Raw genomic sequence first — 22,326 nt, 5'->3', positions numbered from 1 at the left:
CCGGCCAACGCAGCACCGCGAAGCGGTCAGGTCACCACTCCAGCACGTACGGCACACCCTTCCCCCGGAAATGCCCCACGTTCACGCATTCGGTACGGCCGATGCGGGCGCGGGGGCGCAGGGGGTTGTGCACGTGGCCGAACAGGGCGTAGCGCGGCTGGGTGCGGCGGATGGCCTCGAGCGTGGCCTCGCTGCCGCGTTCGAAGCGCCGGGCCACCACGTCGTAGAGCAGCTCCGGCACCGCGGGCGGGATGTGGCAGCACAGCACGTCGACCTCGCCGACGGCCTCGACCTTGGCGGCGTACTCCTCGTCGCTGATCTCGTGCGGGGTGCGGTAGCGGGTCTTGAGCCCGCCGCCCACGAACCCGAACCGCAGCCCGCCGATCTCGGCCACCTGACCGTCGAGCACCTGGTGGCCGGGCCTGAGGTAGTCGGCCCACAGGCGCGGCAGGTCGACGTTGCCGTACGTCAGGTAGGCCGGGACGGGCATGGCGGCGAAGAGGGCCGCGTACTGGGCGCGCACGTTGCGTTCGATGTGCTCGCCGGGGTCGCCGTCGAGCGTGGCCCACAGCCGCGCCGACATGGCCCGGGCCTCGTCGAAGCGTTTGGCGGTGCGCAGGGCGATGAACTCGGCCGCGTTGTCGGCCCCGAACAGGGCGGGGAAAATGCCCTGGGCGTGGTCGTCGTAGTCGACGAACAGGATCAGGTCGCCGAGGCAGATCAGCGCGTCCGCGCCGTCACCGGCCCTGGCCAGCGCGTCTGCTCTGCCGTGGACGTCGCTGACGACATGGACCCTCATGAGGGAAATCCTACGAGTGTCGGCTGCTAGCGTGTTGAACGCCGTTCATAACGCCTCTATGACAAACCTACCCGTGCGTAACTTGACGCGGTAGCGTCCTGGCGGTCACCAAAGAGGAGAGTTGATCCGTGCGCGAGTACAGCGTGCCCATTCTGGTCGATGTGCCCGGCTCCGCCAGCCTGACCGACACCGTGTTCGAGCGGGCCGAGCGGGAGCCCGGCACCGTGGTCCTGCGGCGCAAGACCGACGCGGGATGGCCGGCGGTCACCGCGGCCGAGTTCCGCGACCAGGTGGTCGAGCTGGCCAGGGGGCTGATCGCGGCGGGCGTCGAGCACGGCGACCGCGTCGCCCTGATGTCGCGCACGCGTTACGAGTGGACGCTGATCGACTACGCCGTCTGGTCGATCGGCGCGGTCACCGTGCCGATCTACGAAACCTCCTCGGCCGAGCAGGTCCGCTGGATCCTGGAGGACAGCGGGGCCACGGCCGTGTTCGTCGAGCTGGACGGGCACGACGAGACCGTCATGCAGGCGGCGCCCGGCATCAAGAGCGTCTGGCGGGTCGACCAACCGCTGGACACCGGCGAGGTCACCGCGTTCGACGTCGCCGAGCGCAGGAAGCAGGTCGTCGCGGCCGACCTGGCCACGATCGTCTACACCTCCGGCACCACCGGCCGGCCCAAGGGCTGCCGGATCACCCACGACAACCTGCTGTTCACCGCGCTCAACACACTGCGGGGGCCGCTGGAGCCGCTGTTCGCCGGCAAGAGCCCGTCCGCGCTGCTGTTCCTGCCGCTGGCGCACATCTTCGCCCGGATCATCCAGGTGGCGATCGTCGAGGCGGGCGCGGTGCTCGCGCACACGCCCAACATGAAGAACGTCGCCCCCGACCTGCAGGACTTCCAGCCCACCTTCCTGTTGGGCGTGCCCCGCGTGTTCGAGAAGGTCTACAACGCCGCCGAGCAGAAGGCCATCGCGGGTGGCAAGGGCAAGATCTTCGCCCGCGCCGTGGACGTGGCCGTGGCCTGGAGCAAGGCGGAGAGCACGGGCGGGGCGAGCCTCGGCGTGCGCCTGCAGCGCGCCGTCTTCGACAAGCTGGTGTACGCCAAGCTGCGCGCCGCCACCGGCGGCCGGCTCTCGGCGGCGGTGTGCGGCGGCTCGGCGCTCGGCGACCGGCTCGGCCACTTCTTCCGCGGCGTCGGCATCGAGGTGTTCGAGGGCTACGGGCTGACCGAGACCACCGCGCCGTGCTCGGTCAACCTGCCGGGCGCCAACAAGATCGGCACGGTCGGCAAGCCGCTGCCGGGCGTCGCGCTGCGCATCGCCGACGACGGCGAGATCCTGGCCAAGGGCCGCAACGTCTTCCAGGGCTACTGGAAGAACGACGAGGCCACCGGCGAGGTGATCGACGCCGAGGGCTGGTTCCACACGGGCGACGCCGGCGAGATCGACGCCGACGGCTACCTGCGCATCACCGGGCGCAAGAAGGAGATCCTGGTGACGGCGGCGGGCAAGAACGTCGCGCCCGGCCCGCTGGAGGACGCGCTGCGCGCCCATCCGCTGATCTCCCAGGCGATGCTCGTGGGCGACGGCCGGCCGTACGTCGCCGCGCTCATCACCCTCGACCCCGAGGCCCTGCCGCCGGGCGTCTCCGTGGCGGAGCTGCGCGCCGACCCGAAGACGCAGGCGGAGATCCAGGCGGCCGTGGACCGGGCGAACCTCATGGTGTCGAAGGCCGAGCAGATCAAGAAGTTCACGATCCTCGGCACCGACCTCACCGAGGACAGCGGTCACCTGACCCCCACCCTCAAGGTCAAGCGCAACATCGTGATGCGCGACTTCGCCAAGGAGATCGACGAGCTGTACGCCTGAGCGTTCAACCGAGCGCCTCGCCGACGCCCTCGACCTGGCCGGAACGGCTCATGACCGGCTCCGCCGCGGCCGGTGGCCGGGCCGAAGTCGGTCACCCGAGGCGACTCCCGCGGCACGCCGAACACCGTCCCATGGAATGCGACCGGCCGGTTGCCGCCGGGCAGCGTCGGGGCGACCAGGTCGCGCCCGCCATCCTGGGGCGACATGACCGGCGCCGAGTCGCCCCGGGCCACCACGAGGCGGCCGTCCGGCGCGCGGGCCGAGAGGCGCCGAGGCGGCGGCGCAGGCGCGGCAGGAGTCGGCCCCCGGTCGCGGACCTCGACAAGCCCGCAGTGCCGGGCCGTGACCGCCGGTCGACTGCCAGGCAGGCGGGCGACGGCGTCGCCGTACGCGCAGCCGGAGCTTGACCGCCCTGATCGCCCGCCTTTACGTTGTAGATCACCGTTCGGCTCGATGTCCTGCGCACCGCCGCGCGGAACGTGGACCGCGCCCGCGGACCCACTGACCGACCACCTCCGTGTACGGTGCGCCGACGCGATCGGCGGCGGTCGGCGTCGCCGAGCCCGTCCTCTTTGAAGTTGCGCGCTCGCCGGGCTTCGAGATGGGGGCGCTGAATCCGGAGCTCCTGATCCGCATCCGTAAAGGACGAGAAGGAACACCAGGGCCGCCGGAAATCGTCGCCGCAACATATGCGGATTATTCCGAATCTGCCCGACCCATTGGCTACCTGAACAGGGGAATCTCCATTCGATTCCGCCTTGCCGTCCGGAGGTCGCGGAGTATTCTCGGGGCAAAGAAAACGGGACCGGAGATCCTTACCATCCCCGGTCCCTTGCCCAAAGGTAAGGGAGAATGCCGTGAGCATCAAGGAAGCGGGTATCGAGTTCGTCAGCAAGATCCACAACGAACTCATCAAGATCCGCGCAGACCAGCTCGAGCTCGGCCAGGACCTCACCGAACGCATCAACGGCGTCGCCAACGCCGTGAAGCGCCTCGACGCCAAGGTGGAGAAGAGGCTCGACGCGGCGGACCAGCGGTTCGACGCCATCGACCGGAAGTTCGACGCGGTGGACCAGCGGTTCGACGCCATCGACCGGAAGTTCGATGCCATGGAAGAGCAGTTCGGCGGGGTCGAGAAGAGGCTCGACGGGCTGGAGGGCAGCCACCAGTCCATGCTGGCGACTCAGCAGTCCATGCTGGACACCCAGACGGAGATGATGCGGATCCTCCTCGGCATCCAGCGCAAACTCGACGTCAACTAGCTCCTGCGTGAAGGGCGGGTCCGCGCAGCAGGCGGGCCCGCCTTCCATGTGACTCACCGGCTCGCATGCTCGCCGGCTCCACGGGGGCGGACGTTGAGCGCGCCGTACTGGCCGCCGCGCACCCGGGCGGGGTCGAACAGCTGCGCCAGGTAGGCGACGTCGTCCGCGCTGAGCGGGACGGCCGTGGCTGCGGCGTTCTGTCGTGCGTACGCCGCCCGCTTCGTGCCGGGGATGGGCGCGATGTCGTACGGCTGGGCGAGCAGCCAGGCCAGGGCGATCTGCCCCGGGGAGTGGGCCCGCTCGTCGGCGAACGCCTTCAGCTCCTCCACGAGGCGCAGGTTCGCCGTGAAGTTCTCCCCCTGGAACTTGGGCAGAGTGGCGCGGAAGTCGTCACCGGAGAACGCGGTGTCGCCGGTGAAGCGGCCGGCGAGCGCGGCGCGCCCCAGCGGGCTGTACGGGACGAAGGTGATGCCCAGCTCCCGGCAGGTGGGCAGGATCTCCTGCTCCACCTCCCGCGCCCAGAGCGAGTATTCGCTCTGCAGGGCCGACAGAGGCGCCACCGAGGCGGCCCGGCGAAGCAGGTCGGGCCCGACCGAGCTGAGCCCGATCGCCCGCACCTTCCCCGCGGCCACGAGCTCCGCCATCGCGCCGACGGTGTCCTCGATCGGCACGGCGGCGTCGAGGCGATGCGTGTAGTAGAGGTCGATGTGGTCGACGCCGAGGCGGCGCAGGCTGGCCTCGCAGGCTTGGGCGACGTACTCCGGGCGTCCGTCGACGGACACCGAGCCGTCCGGGCCGAGCCGCGCGCCGAACTTGGTGGCCAGGACCACCTGGTCGCGCATGCCCCGCACGGCGCGGCCGAGCAGTTCCTCGTTGTGGCCGAACCCACGCACGGGCTGGCCGGTGGCCGCGCCGCCCGCGCCGTAGATGTCGGAGGTGTCGAAGAAGTCGATGCCGGCGTCGATGGCGGCGTGGATCGCGGCGACGGACTCCTCCTCGTCGGCGTCGCCGTAGAACTGGGACATCCCCATGCAGCCCAGGCCGATCGGCCGGATGGAGATGTCGGTGTGTCCGAGGGTGACACGGGCTTCCCTCACGGTGCTCCTCCGGACTCTCAGGCGCCGTTGGTCTTGCCGGCGAGCAGGAGACGTCCTTACTAAGTAGGTGTCCAGTGGACCGTTACAGGGTGACGTTAGCGGTCCACCGGACACTTAGCAAGTGGCCGGTGGACCGCTATCCTGAAGCCCCTAGGAGGTGCGATGGACGACGTGGAGGCGCCGGCCTTCCAGCGGGCCCGGCGCCCCGAGCACCGTGAGCTCCGCCGGCGGGAGATCCTGGACGCCGCGGAGGCGCTGCTGGCGGAGATGCCGGTGGAGGAGATCAGCCTCCGGGAGCTCGGGCGGCGGCTGGGCGTGTCGAAGACGCATGTGGTGCGTTACTTCGAGAGCCGCGAGGGCGTCTTCCTGGAGCTCCTCAGCCGGTTGCGGCGCTCCTGGCTCGAGGCGCTGGCGAGCGAGTGGCCGGCCCCGCCGTGCGAGGCCGATCACGTGATGCGGGCGTGGGCCGGCTCGCTGGCCGCCCGGCCCATGTTGTGCCAGCTGTGGAGCCTGCTGCCGACCGTTCTGGAGCGGAACGTCTCCGCCGAGGCCGTACGCGCCTACAAGCTGACCGACCTGGACGACCGCACCGCGCTGGCGCGCCTGGTCAGCGACCGCGTGCCGGGGCTCGGCGTGGACGACGCGCTCGCGCTCACGCGGTACGCCGTCGTCGCGCTGGTGGGCCTGTGGCCGCTCAGCAACCCGACCCCGACCATCGTGGCGGCCACGGCCGACCCCCGGCTGGCCGGCTCCCGGGTGGACTTCGCCACCATGTACGGCGAGATCCTGCAGACCACGCTCGCGGGCCTCCTGGCCCGTTCATCTCCCACGCGTGGATCCTTCTGAGACGAGAACCGCTGCTGTCGGGGTTCGCCGGAACGATCGTCCACACTCCATCATGTCGGGGGGTGGTGAATCCGGCCCTGAGCGTCATGCCGTGCACCCCGAGGAACAGCACGTCCACCTTGAGGCGGCGGATGGCGGCCACCGCGACCGGGCCGACCAGCGCGTCCGAGGGCGTGCGTACGCCGCCGACCAGCACCACCGACTGGTCGCGGCGACCGATGTGCCGGAAGACGTCGGCGACGCGCACCGAGTTCGTGTTCCAGAATCGCCCGTCGACGCTGAGGGGCGAGCATCGCCTCACCAGATCCCGACAGGTTCCGACACGGTTCCAAAGGGCTCAAGTGGATTTCTTTTCGCATCATGACATGGCGGCACGGCCAATATTCCGCGTGATTCGTCATGAAATTGTGCGTTGACAGTCGGAAATGTTCGCTTTTCGATGAATGGAAGTGCGCGAACTCGGGGGAACGTGAAGGGTCCGGCAAGGAGGAGCCCCACCATGGACCAACGTCTGCCGATCTCCCGCCGTCATCTCCTGCTCGGTGCCGCCGCCACGTTCGGCGTCCCCGCCGTCCTCGCCGGGTGCGGCTCCGACAGCCCGGCGCCCGGGCCGGGCGGCAACCTGGGCACCGTCACCATCGGCTCCAACGCCTCCGACGAGATCCCGAAGAAGACCCTGGACACCGTGGTCAAGGGCTTCACCCAGGCCACGACGCGGATCAACACGGTCGACCACAACACGTTCCAGGAGAACATCAACCGCTACCTGAGGGGCACGCCCGAGGACGTGTTCACCTGGTTCGCGGGCTATCGCATGCAGTTCTTCGCCGAGCAGGGGCTGGCCGTCGACATCTCCGACGTCTGGCAGGAGATCGGCGCCGACTACACGCAGGCGTTCAAGGACCAGTCGACCGGCGTGGACGGCAAGCAGTACTTCGTGCCGTTCAGCTACTACCCGTGGGCGGTCTTCTACCGCAAGAGCCTGTGGGAGGAGAACGGCTACGAGGTCCCGGCCACGCTGGACGAGCTCACCGCCCTGGCCAGGAGGATGCAGGGCGACGACATCATCCCGATCGCGTTCGCCGACAAGGACGGCTGGCCGGCGATGGGCACGTTCGACATCATCAACATGCGGATGAACGGCTACGACTTCCACGTCTCCCTCATGCAGGGCAAGCAGTCGTGGACCGACCCGAAGGTGCGGCAGGTGTTCGACACCTGGCGGGGTCTGATGGAGTTCCACCAGCCGGCGGCGCTGGGCCGTACGTGGCAGGAGGCCGCGCAGTCGCTGGCGCAGAAGCAGACCGGGATGTACGTGCTCGGGATGTTCGTCGCCCAGCAGTTCCCGGAGGCGGACCGCGACGACCTCGACTTCTTCACCTTCCCCGAGATCAACCCGGCGTACGGGACGGACTCCATCGACGCCCCCATCGACGGTTACATGATCTCCGCCAAGGCCAGGAACGTGGAGGGCGCCAAGGCCCTGCTCAAGCACTTCGCCCAGGCCTCGTCGCAGAACATCGCCACCGAGCTGGACCCGGGCACCCTGGCCGCCAGCTCCAAGGCCGACACCTCCGGCTACAGCGCCCTGCAGAAGCGCGGCGCCGAGCTGGTGTCGAAGGCCACGCACATCGCGCAGTTCCTCGACCGCGACACCCGCCCCGACTTCGCCTCCACCGTGATGATCCCGTCACTGCAGTCGTTCGTCAGCGAACCGGACGAGATCGACTCATTGCTGGCGAGCATCGAGCAGCAGAAGGCCAACATCTTCCGCTGATGGCCGCCAAGACCCGTCGCTACTCCGCCCGCGACATGGCCGTCCTGGTCATCGGGCTGGGGGTGGCCATCGTCGTCAACGTGGGCGTCATCTGGGGGCCCGCGCTGGCCTCCATCGGGCTGTCCGGCACCGACTGGAGCGGCATCGGGCCCATCGAGTGGGTGGGCGGCCAGAACTACCACGACCTGGCGGCCGAATATCCGCCGTTCTGGTCGGCCGTCCGCAACAACGTGCTATGGCTGGGCTTCCTGGCCCTGGTGGCGACGCCGTTCGGGCTGTTCTGCGCGGTGCTGCTGGACCGGCGGCTGCGGTTGTCGCGGTTCTACCAGAGCGCGCTCTACATGCCGGTCGTGCTGTCGCTGGCCGTGGTCGGCTTCATCGCGCAGCTCGTCTACTCCTCCGACTACGGCGTGCTCAACTCGGTGACCGGGCTGAGCGTGGACTGGCTGGGCGACAGCTCCGTCAACATCTGGGTGGTGATGGTGGCGGCCGCCTGGCGGCACGTCGGCTACGTCATGGTGATCTACCTGGCCGGGCTGAAGGCGGTGGATCCGGCACTGAAGGAGGCCGCGGCCATCGACGGGGCCAGCGAGCGGCAGGCGTTCTTCCGGGTGGTGTTCCCGACGCTGCGGCCGGTCAACGTGATCGTGCTGGTCATCACGGTGATCGAGGCGCTGCGGGCCTTCGACATCGTGTACGCGATCAACCGCGGCAGGAACGGGCTGGAGCTGCTGTCGGTGCTGGTCACCGAGAACATCGTGGGCGAGGCGAGCCGGATCGGGTTCGGCTCGGCGATCGCGGTGATCCTGCTGGCGATCTCGGTGGGGTTCATCGCCACGTACCTGTCGCAGATGTTCCGGGAGGAGCGATGACCGTCACCGCCTCCGCTCCCCGGGCTCCGTCGCGGCGGGTCCGGCCGCTGCGGATCCTGCTGCACGTCTTCCTCACGCTGGTGGCGCTCGGGTGGCTGCTGCCGCTCGCCCTGGCGGTGTACGCCTCGCTGCGGCCGTACGACGAGACGGCGCGCCTGGGCTACTTCTCGCTGCCCGAGCAGCTCACGCTCGACTACTACACGCAGGCGTGGAGTCAGGCCGAGCTGCCCCGCTACTACCTCAACACGCTGATCATCGTGATCCCCGGCGTGGTGCTGACGCTCCTGCTGGCGTCGTTCACCGCGTTCGCGATCGCGCGGCTGCGCATCCCGGGCCGCAGGACGCTGCTGATCGTCTTCACCGCGGGCAACCTGCTGCCGCCGCAGGTGCTCATCACGCCGCTCTACACCGTCTACACGATGATCCCGCTGCCCGCGTGGCTGTCGGACTCGATGTCGCTGTACGACTCCTACCTCGGGCTCATCCTCGTCCACGTGGCGTTCCAGTTCGGCTTCTGCGTGTTCGTCATGGCGAACTTCATGCGCACGATCCCCGAGGAGATCAACGAGGCGGCGCTGGTGGACGGGGCGGGGGTGTGGACACGCTACTGGCGGCTGACCATGCCCCTGTGCCGGCCGGTGCTGGCGGCCTTGTCGACGCTGCAGTTCACCTGGATGTACAACGACTTCCTGTGGGCGCTGGTGCTGATGTCGTCGGGCGACAAGCTGCCCGTCACCTCGGCGCTGAACAACCTGCGCGGTCAGTTCTTCACCGACTACAACCTGCTGGCCGCCGGCTCGATGCTGGTGGCGCTGCCGACCCTGATCGTCTTCCAGCTGCTGCACAAGCAGTTCGTCGCCGGGCTCACGCTCGGCTCCACGAAAGGTTAGAGGCCGGTCAGAGAAGGGCGTGGAATCGGGCGGCGACGCGCTCCCACGCCCACTCGCCGGTGATCCACTCGCGGCCGGCCGCGCCCATCTTGCGGGCCTTCGCGGGGTCGGTGAGCAGCTCGACGACGGCCTGGGCGATCTCGTCCGCGTCCTCGCCGTCGACCACGAGCCCGGTCTCGCCGGGCCGCACCGCGTCGGGCGCGCCGCCGGAGGCTCCCGCCACCACCGGCAGCCCGGACGCGGACGCCTCCAGGAACACGATTCCGAGCCCTTCCACGTCGACCCCGCGCCACCGGGTACGGCACGGCATCGCGAACACGTCGGCCGCCGCGTAGTAGCCCGGCAGCGCGGCCGCCGGGACGGTGCCGGTGAACCTGATCGACTCCCGCCCGCCGGCCAGCCGCTCCAGACTCCCGCGGTACGGGCCGCCGCCCACGAGCAGCAGCACGGCGTCCGGCACCGAGCGCAGCACCCGCGGCCAGGCCTGGATGAGCCGGTCCTGGCCCTTGCGCGGCACCAGGCGCGAGACGCACAGCACCACGGGCCGGCCGTCCAGGCCCAGCTCGGCCTTGGCCGCGCCCGGGTGGAACTGCCCGACGTCCACGCCGGGCGCGAGACGGACGAGCTTGGCGGGCGGGATCACCGCCGCCAGGCGCGCTCGGGTGTATTCCCCCAGGTACGTCACCACGTCGGCGTGCCCGCCGATCCGGCGCAGCACGGCGCGGAAGCCGGGGGCGCTCGCCCATGACGCCTCGTGCCCGTGGGTGAGCATCACCACGCGCCGCGCGCCCGCCCGGCGCAGCGCCGGCGCCAGCAGGCCGAGCGGCGCCGCCGCGCCGAACACCACGGTCCCTGCGCGGTGCTCGGCCACCAGCCCGGCCGCCGTCCGGGCGACGGCCGGGGTGGGCAGCATGAGCCGCGTCGGATGACGCACGATCCGGTACGGCTGGCGCCGGTCGAACTCGGCGCAGCCCGGCCAGGCGGGGGCGTAGACGGCCACGCCGGGCGTGCGCAGCGCGAGCCCGTGCACGAACGACTGGATGCCGCCCGGGCGGGGCGGGAAGTCGTTCGTGACGATGAGCACGTTCGACACGGCAGCCGGCACTGGCCCTGTCACGGCACTGGGACGCCGTTCAGCTTCGCCCAGGCGCGGGCCATCGCGATGCGTTCCGGGCTGGACGGATGGGAGGCATAGAGCAGATATTCCATCGCATCCGGCGACAAATCCGAAATGTTGGTGACGGCCAGGCGTCTCTGCATGGCGACGAACGTGGCCGGGTCGCGGGTCAGGTCGAGCGCGTGCACGTCGGCCCTGGCCTCGATGTGGCGGCTGATCAGGTTCTGGGCGGGGCTCATGAGCAGCGAGCCGAGGGTCATCAGGCCCATGACGGCGCCGACCGCCCGGGGGTCGGCGACCGAGGTGACGCCGGTACGCCGCCGCAGGGCGCCGAAGACGAGGTACAGCAGGATCGCGCCGAGCGCCGCGCCGAGGCCGCCGATCAGCGTGCCGTGCAGCACGTCGTCCTTCTTGGCGTGGCCCAGCTCGTGGGCGACGACGAGCTCGACCTCGGGCTGCGGGGCGCGCAGCAGCGTGTCGTAGACGACGATCCTGCGGGTGGCTCCGAAACCGGACACGTACGCGTTGAGCGCCGTCGTCCGGCGGGAGGCGTCGGCCACGAGAACGTCCTCGACGGGCACGCCGTCGCGCTCGGCCATGGCCATGAGGTTCGTCCGCAGCGGGCCCTGCCGCATGGAGGTGAAGTCGTTGAACAGCGGCTCGAACACCACCGGGTACACGAACGACGCCGCCACCGTCAGCGCGAACGCGCCCGCCGCGGCCGGGATCCACCACCGCCGCACCTTGCGGGCCAGCGCCACGAGCGCGACCAGCATCAGGGAGGTCAGGAACACCTCCACGGCGAGGTTCTTGAGCCGGTCGGCCGTCCAGCTCCCCCAGTCTTGGGTGGACAGGCCGTAGTCGCGCATCAGTGTCTCGGCCCAGACGCCCAGGGGCCAGCGGAGAAGTTCCACGATCGCCGTGAGCACGACGACGCCCAGGATCACCCGCAGCCACCAGGGGCCCTTCAGCCGGGCCAGCACGTGGGCGCCGAAGGGGGTGGCGACGAGGACGCCGGCGAAGACGAGGGTGATCGCCAGCGACAGGTAGCTCGACAGGCTCACGGCCGCGTCGAACGCCTGCGCCCTGGCGATCTGGGCGACCGTGAAGTCGCGGTCCGGATCGGGCGGGCCTCCGGTCAGCACCCGCCAGGGCGTCGTGAGGGCCGCCGCGACCACGGTCGCGAGGCCGAGCAGGACCAGCGCCACGGCCGCCTGGCGCCTCAAACGCCCGTCGTACGGATCGGGGCCGCCGGCCCGCGAGTCGTCTTCCGCCACGGACACCTCCCCACCCTCTCGCGACGCCCCCTGGGCCGGTCCATCCCGATCCGGTCTACTTTGACCAGATTCATCCTGGTTCGAAAGCCCCGCCGATTCAGCGGCGTCCACGGCGCCGTCACCGTCCTGTCGTTCGCTCATCTGCCTCCCCTTCATACGAGCAGGTCCCGTACGTACGCGCGCCACCGTTCCGTCAGTGTGGCGACGGACAGACCCACCGCGGCGAGCGCCGGATCGACGCCGGCCGCGCGGGCCTCACGGTAGAGCCTCACCAGGGTGGCCTCACCGAACCTGTCGGCGAGGAAGCGACACGCCAGCCAGGCCTCCTGGTACGCCCGCGCGAGACGGCCGGGGTCACGCCCGTCGGCGGCGAATGCCGCAGGCTCGGGCAAAGCGTTCGGGAGGCGTCCGGCGCGGACCTCGGCCGCCAGTTCGGCGGCGGCCGTCGCCACGGGGAGCCCGGCGTCGCGGTAGCCCACGTAGTCGGCGAATCCTTCCCTGAGCCAGGGCGGCACGCCGTCCGTTCCGGCGACGACGTGGGTGAGCTCGTGGGCGAGGACGACGTCCTTGCCGATGGGATTGAGGGTGGCGAACGCCTCGGGCACGACGATCACGCGCCGGCCGTCGGCGACCGCCGCGAGCCCGTCGAGGCGGGACGCTCCGGCCAGCGCGGCGGCCTCGCGGGCGGAGGCCGGCACGGCGACCAGGGGGCGTACGGGCCCGCCGAGCACGGCCGCGACGCGCAGCGCCGCCGTGTCGGCCCTGCGGGCCACCTCGGCCAGCACGGCGGGGTCTGTGCGGTGGCCGGCGACGGTGGAGCGGATGCCGCGGCTCACGACCGCGGCGTCCGGCCACAGGCCGCGCAGCTCGGGGGGAAGGATCGGGGCGTCGGCGGCCGGGGCGCCGCCGGAGGCGAAGACGAGGAGCAGGAGGCCCGTCACCGCGGCCCGCCGGCTCACCTGCTCGGACATGATGCCCGATGGTAACCCCCGTGGACGTGCAAGAGCCCCGCCCGGCTCCGGGGAGGGGGACTCCCAGAATCCGGGCGGGGCTTCCTCACAGGCCGGGACGGACCGCGCCGACGAACGCCGACTTGCGCCATCCGCCCAGCTTGTCGATGCGTACCCGTTCGCCTGTCCGAGGCGAGTGGATCATCTTGCCCTTGCCGACGTACATGCCCACGTGGCCGAGCCCGCTGAAGAACATCAGGTCGCCGGGCTTCAGATTGCGCCACGAGACCTTCGTCCTGACGCGGGCGAACTGGGTGTTCGTCACGCGCGGGAGCTTCACTCCGGCCTTCTTCCAGGCGTACTGGACGAGACCGGAGCAGTCGAACGAACCAGGCCCTGTGCCGCCGTACCGATACGGGTCACCGATCTGGCTCTTCGCCACTGCCACGGCCCTGTGGGCCTTCGCCTGCTGCCGGGCCATCCTGACCGCCTTGCGGGCGGCCGTGGCCGACTTCGCGGTACGGGCGGTCGTCGCCGCCCGGGCCGAGGAGTCAGCCGATTCACTCGTCGCCGTCGCCGCCTGGGCCGCCGGGGCATGGAGGACCAGACCTCCGGCCGCCACGGACACCGTGAGCGCAGCGCCACTCAGGACGAGACGGGACAGGCGGGGGTTCTGCAGGGTTGTAGACAGGATTTCTCCTTGGGTCTTCCACGAACGCCTACCGGGTTAGCTGACGGATTCGGGCCTGGAAGATCGCCCTACGGCGTGATGGCACGCCGATTCACCCCTGATCCCTAGGGGACGTGGGATCGCTGGTTCCCCGGCTCCGTGCCTCCTGGCTGCACGGATTCGGCAGGCCGCCGCCCGATCTTCAGTGATGGGGATACTCGGGGGCGACCGGCGGAGGGTTCTTCTCTCGCATCGGGAGGGACCGATGCGGATTCGCGGCGACATGGCTTGTCCGCCGCGACGACGCCAGAAGCTACTTCGCAGGTCAAAAATCGGCAAAGGGTCAGTCAGCTTGTAAAGATCAATCAATGGGGTCAGTAAGGTGCGAAACCCCTGCTGGAGCCCCAGGCTCTGTTACCTAAATGTGACCCTTCTCACACTTCCGAACGAGACCTTTTGTCAGGTACCAATTGTCACTCAAGTCACATCTGTCACAACGCTTGCGCACGGTGATCCGGGACCGCTCCAACCCGACCCATCACTGTCAGCGACCGGTTTCCGCCACCCGGGGCCCTTCCCACCGGCCTCGCCGCCCCGCCTCCGCGTGACCGTGATCACAGCCAGGATCAAGGGAACGGTCCAAAACCCCCCTCTGGGCGCTGTTCGGCGGGACGCCTGCCGAGCGGCTCGGTCGCGGCCTGGACCCAAATGTGTCAGGACACCACACGCAGCATGGAGCCAGCCGCAGTGAAGCGCATCGGCGTCATCGGGGCGGGCGAGATCGGCCGGGCCATCGTGACGGGCCTGTGCGACGGGGGTGACAAGCCGCCAGAGGTCTTCCTCTCCCCCGGGGAGCCCGCACGGCCGCGGAGCTGTCGGCGCGCCACGAGGGCGTACAGGTGTGCGCCGACAACCAGGAGGTGGTGGACCGCTCAGAGGTGGTGATCATCGCCGTGCGCCGCCAGGACCGGCACGAAGCACTCGCCGGCTTGCGGGTGGACGGCGACGAGGCGGTGGTCGACGTGATGGCCGGCGTCGGCAACGACGACCTGCGCCGGACACTGGCCACCGACGCCCCGCTGGTACGGGCCATCCCCTTGCCCGCCGTACGCGAACGGCGCTCCGTCACGGTGACGTGCCCGTCGCACCCGGTGGTGAGCTCTGTCTTCGAACACCTGGGCGGGGTGCTCCCCGTCGAGGACGAGGCGGCCTTCAACGTCCGCGGCCTCTTCCAGGGCGTCGGGCGCTCCCTGAGCGACGAGAGCCGTTCCCTGCACCGGCTCGCGGCCGACCACGAGACCCCGAACGGAAGCGACGAACGCATCCGGACCACCTGGTTCACCCCGGCCGACTCCGCAGCCCTCGGGAAGGCCCTCGACGACCTCCTCGCCGATCTCGACGCCCCGGGTAGCGGAGGGGCAGGGGCAAGGAGGCGCGCGTCACGGCGGTGCGCCGGTGAGGCGGAGGAGCGTCTCCCTGGAGGGTCCTCAGGTGGCGACGGCGGGCGGGGCCCACTTGGCGCAGCCGTGAAGGAAAGAAGACGGCACCGGTGCGGAGGCGAGGTCGCCTCGCGGCCGAGGCCGCGGCGGCGAGCGGGGTTACGGGCGGACGGCGCCGTAGAGGGAGCGGCCGTAGTCGGAGAGATTGACGACCTTGACGACGTCGCCCGTCTGCGGCGCGTGGACGATCTTCCCGTTGCCCGCATAGATGCTGACGTGCCCCAGCCCTTCGCTGAAGATCAGGTCCCCGGGCTGGAGGGCGTCCAGGGAGACTCGGCGGCTGGCGCCCCACGACCACTGCTGCCACGTCGTACGCGGCAGCGAGACCCCCGCCGCCGCCCACGCCTTCTGGGTCAGCCCTGAGCAGTCGTAGCCGCCCGGCCCCGTCCCGCCGTAGATGTACGGCTTGCCCACCTGCGCGTACGCGAACCGCAGCACCGCGGCCGCGCTCCCCGACGCCGGGCCGGTGTACTTGATCCCGGTGCTGTTGGGGTTGCCGGGGTTGTAGGCCCCGAGCCGATCCAGGAGCTTCTTCTGCTCCTTGATCAGGCTGAGGATCTCCTTGCGCTCCTTCTCGACCGCGTCCCGCTCCTTGTCGGCCTCCTGGAGCGCGTCCTCCGCCTTGTCGCGCTCGATCTTCAGCCCGCGGTTCTCGCGGTCGAACGCCGCCAGCTTCTGCGCCCGCTCCTGGGCCAGCTGCCCGGCCACCGCGAGGCCGTTCAGCACCGCGTCGGGGTTGTCGGCCCCGACCAGGCCCGGCCAGGACGTGACGTCGTTGCCGAGCTTGTAGCTGTCGACGGCCATGCCGACCACCTGGGCGCGCAGGTCGGCGACCGTCTCCAGCTTGCGCTTGTAGCTCTCGTTCAGCTTGGAGTAGCCGGTCTTGGCCTTCTTGTAGCGCTCGTTGGCGGTGTTGAACCGGTCGACGACCTTGTCGGCCCGCTCGTTGAGCTTGCCGAGTTTGGCCTTGGCCTGACTGAGGGTGGGTCTGGGATCGGCGACGGCCACTCCCATCGGGGTCACCACCAGCCCGAACGCTAGACCCGCGGCAACCGGCACCCGGCCAAACCTCACTGTTTCGCCTCCCAGGGATTACATCTGGGGCGAATAGTACAGAAGTGGCACGTGAGGCTCAGCCGAACGTGCCAATTCGCAATTTAGGCGCGGCCGAGCCTGCGCAGCAGCAAACCCGACGGAACGGGTCTGGCTCCCATGCGCCGGACCGACTCGGCCACCTCGCGGTCGGACGACACCACGGCGATGGCCCTGCCGGGCGGCTCGGCGCGGACGAGCTGGCGGATGAGATCGTCGGCGGTCTCCCCCGGCTCGCTGAACAACACGCGCACCCCTCGGGGCTTCACCACCTGCACGGGGGCGTTCAGCTCCGCGCCGTCGAAGACGGCCGTGACCTCGACCCCGGTCTGCGCCACCAGCCCGCCGAGCGAGGTCATCAGCCGGTTGCGCTGGTCGGCGAGGGTGAGCGTGCCGTAGCCGGACTTGGTGACGTTGTAGCCGTCGATGATCAGGTGCACTTGGGGCAGCGCCAGAAGCTGGTCGAGCAGCTGCGGATCGTCGTCGGCCAGCGCCCGGGCCGGGACCCCGCGCACGCCGGGACGCTCGCCGGTGACCGCCACGACGGAGTCGGCCGGCCGGCTGATCGTCGTGGGCAGGGCCAGCTCGCGGCGGAGCCCGGCCGAGGCGTCCTGCAGGGCGTCGAGCAGCACGCGGATGCGGGCGTCCTCGATGGACCTGCCCTCACGCGCGGCCCGGCGCGAGGCCTCCAGCTGCCGCTCCACGTCCGCCAGCCGCTCGCGCAGGCGGCGCAGCTCCGACTCGCCGGCACTGCCCGCGGCCGAGGCGGCCGACCTGGCCTCCTCCGCCGCCTGCTCCATCTCCTCGGCCCGGCGCACGGCGGCCTTGGCTCGCTCGCGGGCCTCGTGCAGCTTGCGGCGCAGCTCGGAGTTCTCCGCGCGGGCCACCTTGAGCTGCTCACGCAGCCGGTCGGACTCCTCCTTGGCGGCGCTCTTCTGGGCGGCGAGCTGCTCGCGCAGCCGCGTGACGGCCTCCTCGCGCTCGGAGCCCTCGGCGGCCACGGCCGACCGCTCCAGGTCGGCGCGGGCCATCTCGATCATCTCGGCCCAGCCCGGCGGCCGGGTGAGGTAGGCGGCCGCGGCCACGAGCACGGGGTCGGCGGCGGGCGGGACGTTGCCCTCCGCCAGGGACGCGACCAGCTCCGGCCAGCCGGACTCCACCGACTCGGCGACCAGCTCGCGGAACTTCTTGTCGTTCTCCAGCTGCGCCGCTATCGGGGCGCTGCCCAGCTTGGCGCGCTTGCGGGGGTCGAACTTGGCGATGCCGCGCAAGGGCGGCGGGATGAGGGCCGCCGGCATCGAGCTGAGGACCTGGGACGCCAGGTCGACGACGTTGAGCCGGACCGGCTCGGGCAGCGGGCGAGCCAGGCCTTCACCCGCTGAACTCATCCCACTTGTCCCTTCGTGACATGCCCTTTCAGACAAGGGTACGGCTGTTGCGTACCTGACCGTAACGGTCACTCCGGTCTGGACAAGCGCTTGATCGCTTTCTCTCGCCGATGTACGACTGTCGAAGGACGGATGTCCAGCCGGGAGACATGAAGTGACGGAACAGATGCGTACCTCCACCCGCGACCTGGATGAACTGCGCGGGCGCACCGCAGCGTGGCTCCGTGCCCAGGTGGGCGGCGATGCCGTGGTGTCGAAGATGTCCAGGCCGTCGGGAAACGGGTTGTCCAGCGAGACCCTCTTCTTCACCGCTGCCTGGGGCGGGCGGGAAACCCGCTGCGTGGCCCGGCTCGCGCCGGCGCTGGAGGCCGTCCCCATGTTCCCCTCGTACGACCTGCGGGCGCAGTTCGAGATCATGCGGCTGGCCCGGGAAAAAGCTGGGATCCCAGCGCCACGGGCCCTCTGGTTCGAGCCCGACCCCGCACCGCTCGGCACGCCGTTCCTGGTCATGGAGTGCGTGGACGGCGAGGTGCCGCCGGACGTGGCGCCGTACACGATGGGGGGCTGGCTGCACGACGCCTCCCCCGAGGACCGGCGGCGGCTGCAGGACGCGAGCGTGGAGATCGTGGCGGCGCTGCACCAGACGGCGTTCGCGCGGCCGGAGCTGGCCCCGTTCGGGCCCGCCGGTCTGCGCGCGCACGTCGAGGCGCAGCGCGCCTACTACGCCTGGGCGCACGGCGACCTGCGCGTTCCGGTGCTGGAGCGGGCCTTCGACTGGCTGGCGGCGCACTGGCCGGACGACCCCGGGCCCGACGTGCTCACCTGGGGTGACGCCCGGATCGGCAACATCGTGTTCCGCGACTTCACCCCGGTCGCGGTGCTCGACTGGGAGATGGCCGCCGTGGGACCGCGCGAGCTGGACCTGTCCTGGATGATCTTCATGCACCGGTTCTTCCAGGACTTCGCCGTCAGCATGGGCCTTCCTGGCATGCCCGACTTCATGCAGCGCGACGCCGTTTGCGCGAAATATCGCGAATTAACGGGCTACGAGCCGCGAGACATGGATTTTTACGAGATGTACGCCGCCCTCCGGCACGGCGTCATCATGGCCCGCCTGTGGCGGCGCAGGATCCACTTCGGCGAGCAGCCCATGCCGGCCGACCCCGACGACCTCGTGCTGCACCGGGCCGCTCTGGAGGAGCTGCTCGCCCGCTGACAGGCTATGAGGCGGCGTCGTAGACGAGCAGCGCCACCTGCACCCGGTTGTTCAGGTCGAGTTTGGTGAGGATCCGGGAGACGTGCGCCTTCACCGTGGGCACGCTCATGAACAGCTCCTGCCCGATCTCGGCGTTCGACCTGCCCCGGCCCACGGCCATCGCGACCTCCCGCTCGCGCTCGCTGAGCCGCGAGAGGAGCCTGCGCGCGCGCTGGGCGCGATCGTCGGCCCCGCCGTCGGACACGTGCGCGATGAGCTGCCGCGTCACCGCTGGCGACAGGATCGGCTCGCCTTCCGCCACCCTCCTGATGGCCTGCACCAGGTCGCCCGGCGCGATGTCCTTCAGCAGGAAGCCCGCCGCCCCGGCGCGCAGCGCCCGCAGCACCTGCGCGTCGGCGTGGAACGTGGTCAGCACCACCACCTCGGGCGGCGCGGACGTGCGGCGCAGGGTCTCGGTGGCGGTGAGCCCGTCGATGCCGGGCATGCGGATGTCCATCAGCACCACGTCGGGCCGGTGCGCGGCCACCAGGGGCGGCACCTCGGCACCGTCGCCGGCCTCGGCCACGATCTCGATGTCGGCCACGGCCCCGAGGATCATCGACAGCCCGGCGCGCACCATCGCGTCGTCGTCCACGATCAGCAGCCTGATCGGGCCCTCTGGGGTCGTCATGCGTCGCCCTCCCCGCTCGTCTGCGCCGGCCACGGCAGCCGGGCGCGTACCACGAAGTCTCCGTCGGGGGCGGGGCCGTGCTCCAGTCGCCCGCCCGCCAGCTCGGCGCGTTCGGTCAGCCCGATGAGCCCGGCGCCGGCCCCCGGCAGGCGCGCGCCGTGACGGACTCCCAGAGGGTTGCGCACCTCGGCCGACAGCCCTTCGCCGGGCCCGCCCGTGACGGAGACGGTCACCGGCGCGCCGTCGGCGTGCTTGCGCGCGTTGGTGAGTGCCTCCTGCACGATGCGGTAGACGTTGCGGCCCAGGCTCTCCGGGGCGCCGCCGGCCCGCAGGTGCAGGTGTACGTCCATGCCGGCCTGCCGGCACTCCTCGACGAGCGCGGGCAGGTCGGCGAGCGTCGGCTGCGGCCGGTCGGGCACCGGGTCGCCCTCGTCGGGGCCCGCGTGGCGCAGCACGCCGATGACCTCGCGCAGGTCCTGCAGCGCCAGGTGGGCGTTGGTCCTGATGGCCCCGGCCGCCCTCGCGATGTCGTCCGGCGGCGCGTCGGGCCGGAACTCCAGGGCGCCGGCGTGCAGGCTCAGCATCGAGATGCGGTGCGCCAGCACGTCGTGCATCTCCCTGGCGATGCGCTCGCGTTCGAGCCGCTTGGCCTCCTCGGCGGCGCTGTCGGCGCGCTGCCGCAGCGACCAGACGAGCTGCCGCCTGGCCCGGACCACGATGCCCCACGCGAACGCCAGCAGCACGAAGGTCACGCCGAGCGCGAGCGCCGACATGCGCTCGTCGTCGGTGCCGGCCCGCAGCATGACGTACGGGGCCAGCGTGAAGAGATTGAGCAGCGTCACCGGCCCCGAGATCTTGAACGGCCGGTGCACGGCCACCGTGAACAGCGCCACCACCGAGGCCCCGCCCACCAACTCCAGGTACGACGACAACAGCCCGGTCACCAGCGAGAGCGCGACCGGCCAGCGCCGGCGCAGCCACACCGCCACGCACGCCAGCGCGCCCGCCACCTGCTCCACCGCGAGCAGCGGCTCAGGCTGAGGCTTCATCTCCACCAGCGACAGGAACGTGATGCCGCAGGCCACGAGGAACATGGCGACGTCGACGATCCAGTCGCGCGTGGAACGCCGCACAGGACGGCCCTCCAGCCCGTCGCCGAGCAGCACGGACGGCAGCGCCCACCGGTATTCCTGGCCACCGCCCGCCCGCAGCTCCGTCACATCCACCGAGGTTAGGCCCTGCCGAGGGTGCCGCGACAGCGACCAAAGTCGGTCCCGGCCGATACCAGGGACCGACGCGGGCGGCCCGCCGGGGCGGCGAGGCTCTGGACATGCAAGCGGTTCTGACGGCGTTCGGCTGGCTGCTGCTCCTGCAAGGAGCAGGAGGGCTGGCGAACACGCTGTTCGGATGGTGGCGGTGGGCGCACGACCTGCTCGTGGTCAACCACCTGCCGTTCCTGAAGGGATACGAGGTGTTCGGTGCCATCGTGATCGGCGTGCTGGGGTTCGTCCTGCTCGCCATGGTGGAGTCGGCGAAGAAGGCGAAGGAGGGGGCTTGAGCGCGACCACGCTGCGTCCGCCGCGCAACCAGGCCGACCCGCGGGCGATCCCGTGGTGGACGGTGCAGTGGCTGATCCTCATGGTGCCGGTGGCCGGGGCCGCGGTGGCGGTGTACTGGATCTTCACGGACCGGCCGCTCTGGCTGGGGGTCGTCGTCGCGGTGTCGGCGGCGGGCTGCCTGGCGCTGGCGCTGGTGGCGCCGCGGGCCGCGTACCGGGTGGAACGATGGGAGGTCACCGATCAGGCGGTCTACACGCGCAAGGGGTGGGTGACGCACACCTGGCGGGTGGCGCCGATGTCGCGCATCCAGCGGGTCGACACCGCGCGGGGGCCGGTGCAGCGGCTGTTCGGGCTGGCGGACGTCACGGTGACCACGGCCTCGTCCGCGGGGGCGGTGAAGATCGAGGCCCTGGACCACGAGCTGGCCGCCGAGCTGGCCGAACGCCTCACCGCGATCACCCAGGCCACGCCGGGGGACGCCACATGAGCACGTCCGCGGGGGAACGCGTGGCGGACGGGGAGCACGGATGGCGGCGGCTGTCCCGGCGGAGCCTGTGGGCGTCCGCGGTCAAGTCGCTGGCGATCGTGGCGGGCGCGACAGCCGGTCTCGTCCGTTTCCTCACGGAACAGGACTGGACGTTCGCCGGCATCGCGGCCGCCTGCGCCGGGGCGGCGGTGCTGATCGTGCTGGCCGTGGTGGCGTACGACGCGGCGCGGCTGCGCGCGTCCCGCTGGCGGCTCACCCCCGAGCGCCTGGAGCTGCTCTCGGGCGTCACCACCCGCCGTCACCGCTCGATCCCGCGCGAGCGGGTACGCAGCGTGGACCTGCGGGCCGATCCGGTGAACCGGATGTTCGGGCTGACCGTCGTCAAGGTGGGCACCGGTGAGCACGCGGGCGACGACACCGAGCTGGCGCTCGACCCGCTGGCCAGGCACGAGGCCGAGGCGCTGCGCCGTACGCTGCTGCGCCAGGAGGAGGACGCGCCGGAGCACGGGCCGCTGGCGGAGCTGCGCTGGTCGTGGCTGCGGTACGCGCCGCTGTCGGTGTGGACCTTCACGGGCGCGGCGGTGGTGCTCGGGGCGCTGTACAAGGTGTTCACGTCGTTCGGCGCCAAGAGCCTGGTCACCCGCGCGGCGACCGCTCTGTGGGAGTGGATCGCCGCGCAGCCGCTGCTGGCCGTGCCGGTGCTGCTCGTGGTCAACACGGCGGTGGGCGTGCTGGGCGCGGCGCTGCTGTTCGCGGAGTCGTGGGGCCGCTACCGCCTCGACCGGGAGCCGGGACGGCTCCGGCTGCGCCGTGGCCTGCTCACCACGCGTTCGCTGACGCTGGAGGAGCGCCGCCTGCGCGGGGTGGAGGTCGGCGAGCCGCTGCTGCTGCGGCTGGGCGGCGCGGCCCGCGTCAGGGCGATCGCGACGGGCCTGGGCAAGGCCGCCGAGGGCGAGACCGAGGACGTCGCCGCCCTCGCCCCACCCC

General features: G+C 71.0%; 20 protein-coding genes, 2 pseudogenes and 1 riboswitch. Of the genes and pseudogenes, 11 read left to right on the top strand and 11 right to left on the bottom strand.

The annotated features are described in order from the left end of the window. Nucleotides 1-31 precede the first annotated feature (31 nt). Nucleotides 32-799, bottom strand: a complete 768-nt coding sequence (locus E1286_RS15025) for a metallophosphoesterase family protein (protein WP_132612844.1) — start codon at nucleotides 797-799, stop codon at nucleotides 32-34. 128 nt (nucleotides 800-927) lie between these two features. Between E1286_RS15025 and E1286_RS15020 the strand changes: the two genes are divergently transcribed. Both E1286_RS15020 and E1286_RS15015 read left to right on the top strand, forming a co-directional pair. Beyond that, the gene (locus E1286_RS15020) at nucleotides 928-2,670 is read left to right on the top strand and encodes an AMP-dependent synthetase/ligase (RefSeq protein ID WP_132612842.1); all 1,743 of its coding nucleotides are present in this window, start codon (nucleotides 928-930) and stop codon (nucleotides 2,668-2,670) included. Nucleotides 2,671-3,527: 857 nt separating this feature from the next. Further along, on the top strand, nucleotides 3,528-3,932 hold the full coding sequence (locus E1286_RS15015; protein ID WP_132612840.1) for a hypothetical protein: 405 nt from the start codon (nucleotides 3,528-3,530) through the stop codon (nucleotides 3,930-3,932). 53 nt (nucleotides 3,933-3,985) lie between these two features. On the opposite strand, the gene E1286_RS15010 is transcribed toward E1286_RS15015, so the two are convergent. Continuing rightward, entirely contained in the window at nucleotides 3,986-5,029 is a 1,044-nt protein-coding gene (locus E1286_RS15010; protein ID WP_246074873.1) for an aldo/keto reductase, read from the bottom strand. Between the two features lie 162 nt (nucleotides 5,030-5,191). Here E1286_RS15010 and E1286_RS15005 point away from each other — a divergent pair, with 162 nt between their 5' ends. Continuing rightward, nucleotides 5,192-5,875, top strand: a complete 684-nt coding sequence (locus E1286_RS15005) for a TetR/AcrR family transcriptional regulator (protein ID WP_132612838.1) — start codon at nucleotides 5,192-5,194, stop codon at nucleotides 5,873-5,875. 58 nt (nucleotides 5,876-5,933) lie between these two features. Here E1286_RS15005 and E1286_RS50240 read toward each other — a convergent pair. Further along, a pseudogene (locus E1286_RS50240) lies at nucleotides 5,934-6,131 on the bottom strand (DeoR family transcriptional regulator); the annotation flags it as partial. 243 nt (nucleotides 6,132-6,374) lie between these two features. Between E1286_RS50240 and E1286_RS14995 the strand changes: the two are divergent. Genes E1286_RS14995 through E1286_RS14985 form a run of 3 tightly spaced genes read left to right on the top strand, consistent with a single transcriptional unit; the run spans nucleotide 6,375 to nucleotide 9,414 of the window. Continuing rightward, on the top strand, nucleotides 6,375-7,652 hold the full coding sequence (locus E1286_RS14995) for an ABC transporter substrate-binding protein (protein WP_132612836.1): 1,278 nt from the start codon (nucleotides 6,375-6,377) through the stop codon (nucleotides 7,650-7,652). Beyond that, a complete protein-coding gene (locus E1286_RS14990) occupies nucleotides 7,652-8,524 on the top strand; it encodes a carbohydrate ABC transporter permease (RefSeq protein WP_132612834.1) in 873 nt (290 codons plus the stop codon). The genes E1286_RS14995 and E1286_RS14990 overlap by 1 nt, the downstream gene beginning before the upstream one ends. After that, nucleotides 8,521-9,414, top strand: a complete 894-nt coding sequence (locus E1286_RS14985) for a carbohydrate ABC transporter permease (protein ID WP_132612832.1) — start codon at nucleotides 8,521-8,523, stop codon at nucleotides 9,412-9,414. The genes E1286_RS14990 and E1286_RS14985 overlap by 4 nt, the downstream gene beginning before the upstream one ends. Before the next feature lie 7 nt (nucleotides 9,415-9,421). Here the strand turns inward: E1286_RS14985 and E1286_RS14980 are convergent, their stop codons facing one another. The 4 genes from E1286_RS14980 to E1286_RS14965 all read right to left on the bottom strand — a co-directional run bounded on the left by E1286_RS14980 (nucleotide 9,422) and on the right by E1286_RS14965 (nucleotide 13,380). Next, entirely contained in the window at nucleotides 9,422-10,507 is a 1,086-nt protein-coding gene (locus E1286_RS14980; RefSeq protein ID WP_132612830.1) for a glycosyltransferase family 4 protein, read from the bottom strand. A 20-nt stretch (nucleotides 10,508-10,527) separates the two neighbouring features. Then, the gene (locus tag E1286_RS14975) at nucleotides 10,528-11,814 is read right to left on the bottom strand and encodes a M48 family metallopeptidase (protein WP_246074872.1); all 1,287 of its coding nucleotides are present in this window, start codon (nucleotides 11,812-11,814) and stop codon (nucleotides 10,528-10,530) included. Between the two features lie 146 nt (nucleotides 11,815-11,960). Further along, nucleotides 11,961-12,779 carry a gluzincin family metallopeptidase gene (locus E1286_RS14970; protein ID WP_132612826.1) on the bottom strand — a complete coding sequence of 273 codons (819 nt, stop codon included), beginning with the start codon at nucleotides 12,777-12,779 and terminating at the stop codon, nucleotides 11,961-11,963. A gap of 85 nt (nucleotides 12,780-12,864) precedes the next feature. Further along, nucleotides 12,865-13,380 (bottom strand): C40 family peptidase, encoded by a 516-nt coding sequence (locus E1286_RS14965; protein ID WP_246074871.1) that lies wholly within the window; start codon nucleotides 13,378-13,380, stop codon nucleotides 12,865-12,867. Between the two features lie 79 nt (nucleotides 13,381-13,459). After that, nucleotides 13,460-13,624: riboswitch (cyclic di-AMP (ydaO/yuaA leader) on the bottom strand. 703 nt (nucleotides 13,625-14,327) lie between these two features. Here E1286_RS14965 and E1286_RS50235 point away from each other — a divergent pair. Further along, a pseudogene (locus tag E1286_RS50235) lies at nucleotides 14,328-14,402 on the top strand (hypothetical protein); the annotation flags it as partial. Between the two features lie 624 nt (nucleotides 14,403-15,026). Here the strand turns inward: E1286_RS50235 and E1286_RS14955 are convergent. After that, a complete protein-coding gene (locus E1286_RS14955; protein ID WP_132612822.1) occupies nucleotides 15,027-15,986 on the bottom strand; it encodes a C40 family peptidase in 960 nt (319 codons plus the stop codon). A gap of 98 nt (nucleotides 15,987-16,084) precedes the next feature. Beyond that, a complete protein-coding gene (locus tag E1286_RS51275) occupies nucleotides 16,085-17,407 on the bottom strand; it encodes an NYN domain-containing protein (RefSeq protein ID WP_132612820.1) in 1,323 nt (440 codons plus the stop codon). 154 nt (nucleotides 17,408-17,561) lie between these two features. On the opposite strand from E1286_RS51275, the gene E1286_RS14945 reads away from it, so the two are divergent. After that, nucleotides 17,562-18,623: a phosphotransferase family protein gene (locus tag E1286_RS14945; protein WP_132612818.1), complete on the top strand. Its 1,062-nt coding sequence runs from the start codon at nucleotides 17,562-17,564 to the stop codon at nucleotides 18,621-18,623. 4 nt (nucleotides 18,624-18,627) lie between these two features. On the opposite strand, the gene E1286_RS14940 is transcribed toward E1286_RS14945, so the two are convergent. Then, the gene (locus E1286_RS14940; protein WP_132612816.1) at nucleotides 18,628-19,293 is read right to left on the bottom strand and encodes a response regulator; all 666 of its coding nucleotides are present in this window, start codon (nucleotides 19,291-19,293) and stop codon (nucleotides 18,628-18,630) included. After that, the gene (locus E1286_RS14935) at nucleotides 19,290-20,513 is read right to left on the bottom strand and encodes a sensor histidine kinase (RefSeq protein ID WP_246074870.1); all 1,224 of its coding nucleotides are present in this window, start codon (nucleotides 20,511-20,513) and stop codon (nucleotides 19,290-19,292) included. The genes E1286_RS14940 and E1286_RS14935 overlap by 4 nt, the downstream gene beginning before the upstream one ends. Nucleotides 20,514-20,623: 110 nt before the next feature. Between E1286_RS14935 and E1286_RS50220 the strand changes: the two genes are divergently transcribed. From E1286_RS50220 to E1286_RS14925, 3 genes are all read left to right on the top strand, one after another. After that, nucleotides 20,624-20,851, top strand: a complete 228-nt coding sequence (locus E1286_RS50220; protein ID WP_246074869.1) for a hypothetical protein — start codon at nucleotides 20,624-20,626, stop codon at nucleotides 20,849-20,851. Then, a complete protein-coding gene (locus E1286_RS14930) occupies nucleotides 20,848-21,339 on the top strand; it encodes a PH domain-containing protein (RefSeq protein WP_246074868.1) in 492 nt (163 codons plus the stop codon). The genes E1286_RS50220 and E1286_RS14930 overlap by 4 nt, the downstream gene beginning before the upstream one ends. Further along, a partial coding sequence (locus tag E1286_RS14925; protein ID WP_165969738.1) for a PH domain-containing protein occupies nucleotides 21,336-22,326 on the top strand: 991 nt, incomplete at its 3' end. The genes E1286_RS14930 and E1286_RS14925, both read left to right, overlap by 4 nt.

It is taken from the genome of Nonomuraea terrae (assembly GCF_004348995.1).
GTDB lineage: Bacteria > Actinomycetota > Actinomycetes > Streptosporangiales > Streptosporangiaceae > Nonomuraea > Nonomuraea terrae.
Note: the sequence above shows the minus strand (reverse complement) of the source record. Positions and strands in the feature narration are given on the sequence as shown.

Coding starts and splice junctions, on each gene's coding strand:
- E1286_RS15025 (WP_132612844.1), bottom strand. CDS start 799: ATGAGGGTCCATGTCGTCAGCGACGTCCACGGCAGAGCAGACGCGCTG.
- E1286_RS15005 (WP_132612838.1), top strand. CDS start 5,192: ATGGACGACGTGGAGGCGCCGGCCTTCCAGCGGGCCCGGCGCCCCGAG.
- E1286_RS14995 (WP_132612836.1), top strand. CDS start 6,375: ATGGACCAACGTCTGCCGATCTCCCGCCGTCATCTCCTGCTCGGTGCC.
- E1286_RS14990 (WP_132612834.1), top strand. CDS start 7,652: ATGGCCGCCAAGACCCGTCGCTACTCCGCCCGCGACATGGCCGTCCTG.
- E1286_RS14985 (WP_132612832.1), top strand. CDS start 8,521: ATGACCGTCACCGCCTCCGCTCCCCGGGCTCCGTCGCGGCGGGTCCGG.
- E1286_RS14970 (WP_132612826.1), bottom strand. CDS start 12,779: ATGTCCGAGCAGGTGAGCCGGCGGGCCGCGGTGACGGGCCTCCTGCTC.
- E1286_RS51275 (WP_132612820.1), bottom strand. CDS start 17,407: ATGAGTTCAGCGGGTGAAGGCCTGGCTCGCCCGCTGCCCGAGCCGGTC.
- E1286_RS14940 (WP_132612816.1), bottom strand. CDS start 19,293: ATGACGACCCCAGAGGGCCCGATCAGGCTGCTGATCGTGGACGACGAC.
- E1286_RS50220 (WP_246074869.1), top strand. CDS start 20,624: ATGCAAGCGGTTCTGACGGCGTTCGGCTGGCTGCTGCTCCTGCAAGGA.